The 2,548-nt window shown below is 74.7% G+C and carries 2 protein-coding genes, 1 tRNA gene and 1 pseudogene; 2 read left to right on the forward strand and 2 right to left on the reverse strand.

Annotated elements, in window-relative coordinates; translation table 11 throughout:
- Both AB8Z36_RS37805 and AB8Z36_RS37810 read right to left on the reverse strand, forming a co-directional pair.
- Positions 1 to 516: hypothetical protein (locus AB8Z36_RS37805; RefSeq protein ID WP_369217903.1), on the reverse strand; the 516-nt coding region annotated here is incomplete at its 3' end.
- A gap of 188 nt (positions 517 to 704) precedes the next feature.
- Positions 705 to 776 (reverse strand) — tRNA-Cys (locus tag AB8Z36_RS37810).
- 203 nt (positions 777 to 979) lie between these two features.
- Here AB8Z36_RS37810 and AB8Z36_RS37815 point away from each other — a divergent pair.
- Together AB8Z36_RS37815 and AB8Z36_RS37820 are read left to right on the forward strand one after the other, a co-directional pair.
- Positions 980 to 1,123: pseudogene (locus AB8Z36_RS37815) on the forward strand (mycothiol transferase); the annotation flags it as partial.
- 91 nt (positions 1,124 to 1,214) lie between these two features.
- Positions 1,215 to 2,548: MFS transporter (locus AB8Z36_RS37820; protein ID WP_369217904.1), on the forward strand; the 1,334-nt coding region annotated here is incomplete at its 3' end.

The following is a 2,548-nucleotide window of genomic DNA, read 5'->3' on the forward strand; positions in this document are numbered from 1 at the left end:
GATCCTCGGCGAATCGGCCCGGGGGTAGCCGAAGATGCGGCAGGCCCAGGTGCGGGTGCCGCCCGCCTCGCGGCACGCCAGATCGGCGCGGATCTCCAGGACGCCCCGGTGGCCGTCTGGCGCCAGGAGACGCAGGTGCTTCGTCGCGGTGGGGCCGGTGTGCGGCCAGCTCAGGGTGCCGTCGTCGGCGCCGCCGATGACGGGGGTCCGCCGGTGGTCGAGGTGCACGGTCACCCTGGCCTCGTCGAGGTCGGACCCGGCGGTCTGCCGGATGACGGCGACGACCTCGACGGCCCCGCCTGTGCCCCCGCTCCCGTGGACGTCGGCCCGCACCAGCGTGAACTGCGGGCAGTCGGCCCGGTCCCGCTCGTCCCTGGCCCGCGCGCTCTGCTCCCGCAGCTGGGCCGCCTGCGCGTCGGTCGACTGCTTCGAGACCCGGACCTGCCACCACGCGACGGCCACGGCGCCTCCGGCCACGGCGGAGTTCGCCGCCGTGATGTAGTCCCCAGCCTCCACCCGGCACCTCTCGCCCGTGGCCGCCCGTGTCGTCCGAGGGTCATTGTGGCGGCCGGAGGGCACGGGTGGCGCGGCAACGGGGAAGTGGCGCCCGGAAGTTGGACGGGAGGGTGAGGGAAAGGACAGGAGGGCGTCCCTCGGGAGAGACGCCCTCCGTTCCTCGCGGTGCGGGGCCATCGCACCGCCAGAGGCCGTGGCGGGGATCGAACCCGCGTTACTGGATTTGCAGTCCAGCCCCTGAGCCACTCGGGCACACGGCCAAGTCCTCGACCTGACTCGATGAACGTAGCGGCGGCCGGGCGAGCGGCTCAAGGGATCACGGCGTGGTGCAACGGGACTGCCATACGCCGTTCATGAAGGCCGCGCGAGCAGGTCCCGGACCACCCGCACGCGCGGGTCGGCGGGGACGAGACCGCCCGACGGGGAGCGCGGCGAGGCCGGTCTCCACCAGGGCGCCGACCAGCTGCCGGACGCCCCCTGGTCCGAGCCCGGCGCCCGGTGGTCCACCCGCCGGACGCTGCTGCACATCATCGGCGAGACCGCGCAGCACGCGGGGCACGCCGACATCATCCGGGAGGCCCTGGACGGGGCCCGCAGCATGGGGTGACCCGGGGGCGCGGGACGTACGACCAAGGGACCAGACGGTCACCGTCTCTCGACAGGGGTCAACTCAAGCGACGCCCCTTACTCTGACGGTCATGACCGCCCTGGAACACGGTGACGCCGACGTCACCCCCGACGCAGTGGCCGCACCGGCCGCGCCGCCCATGCCGACCCCGCCCGACGGGCGCCCGGACGGGGTGCTGCGCAAGCCCTACCGCGCGCTCAGCACCGGCATCGTCTCCGTCGTCCTGCTGATCGCCTTCGAGGCGACGGCCGTCGGGACGGCGATGCCGGTGGCGGCCCGGGAGCTGGACGGGGTCTCGCTGTACGCCTTCGCGTTCTCCGGGTACTTCACCACCAGCCTCTTCGGCATGGTGCTCAGCGGGCAGTGGGCCGACCGGCGGGGCCCGCTCGGGCCGCTCGCCGCCGGGATCTCGCTGTTCGCGGCGGGGCTGCTGCTGAGCGGGACCGCCGGGACGATGTGGCTGTTCATCGCGGGGCGCGCCGTGCAGGGGCTCGGCGGCGGGCTGGTCATCGTCGCCCTGTACGTGGTCGTCAGCCGCGCCTACCCCGAACACCTGCGGCCCTCCATCATGGCGGCGTTCGCGGCGAGCTGGGTCGTGCCGTCCGTGGTGGGCCCGCTGATCGCCGGGACGGTCACGGAGCATCTCGGCTGGCGCTGGGTGTTCGTCGGCATCCCCGTCCTCGTCGCCGCGCCGCTCGCCCTCGCGCTGCCCGCGATACGGCGGACCGCCGCGGGGCCGGTCGACCCCGAGGGGCCCGCCGTCCCCTTCGAGCGGCGCCGCATCCGGCTGGCGCTCGGGATCTCACTGGGGGCGGCGCTCCTGCAGTACGCGGCCCAGGACCCGCACTGGCTCTCCGTCCCGCCCGCCGTCCTCGGGGCCGCCGTCCTCGTGCCCGCCGTGCTCGGGCTGCTGCCCAGGGGGACGTACCGGGCGGCCCGCGGGCTGCCGTCCGTGGTGCTGCTGCGCGGCGTCGCCGCCGGGTCCTTCATCGCCGCCGAGTCCTTCGTGCCGCTGATGCTCGTCACCCAGCGCGGGCTCAGCCCGACCCTTGCGGGGCTCTCGCTCGCGGTGGGCGGCGCGACCTGGGCACTCGGCTCCTACGTGCAGTCGCGGCCCCGCATGGAGCCCCACCGCGCCCGGCTCATGGTCACCGGCATGCTCCTGGTGACCGCCGCGATCCTGGCCGCGCCGACCGTCCTGATCGACGCCGTGCCGGTGTGGACCGTCGGCGTCGCGTGGGGCTTCGGCTGCTTCGGCATGGGCATGGTCATCGCATCGACCAGCGTGCTGCTGCTGCGGCTCTCGCCCCCGAAGGACGCGGGCGCGAACTCCGCCGCCCTCCAGATCTCCGACGGCCTCTCCAACGTCCTGCTCCTCGCCGTGGGAGGAGCCGGACGTTGGAG

The organism is Streptomyces flavofungini (genome assembly GCF_041028215.1).
In the GTDB taxonomy this organism is placed as follows: Bacteria; Actinomycetota; Actinomycetes; order Streptomycetales; family Streptomycetaceae; genus Streptomyces; species Streptomyces flavofungini_B.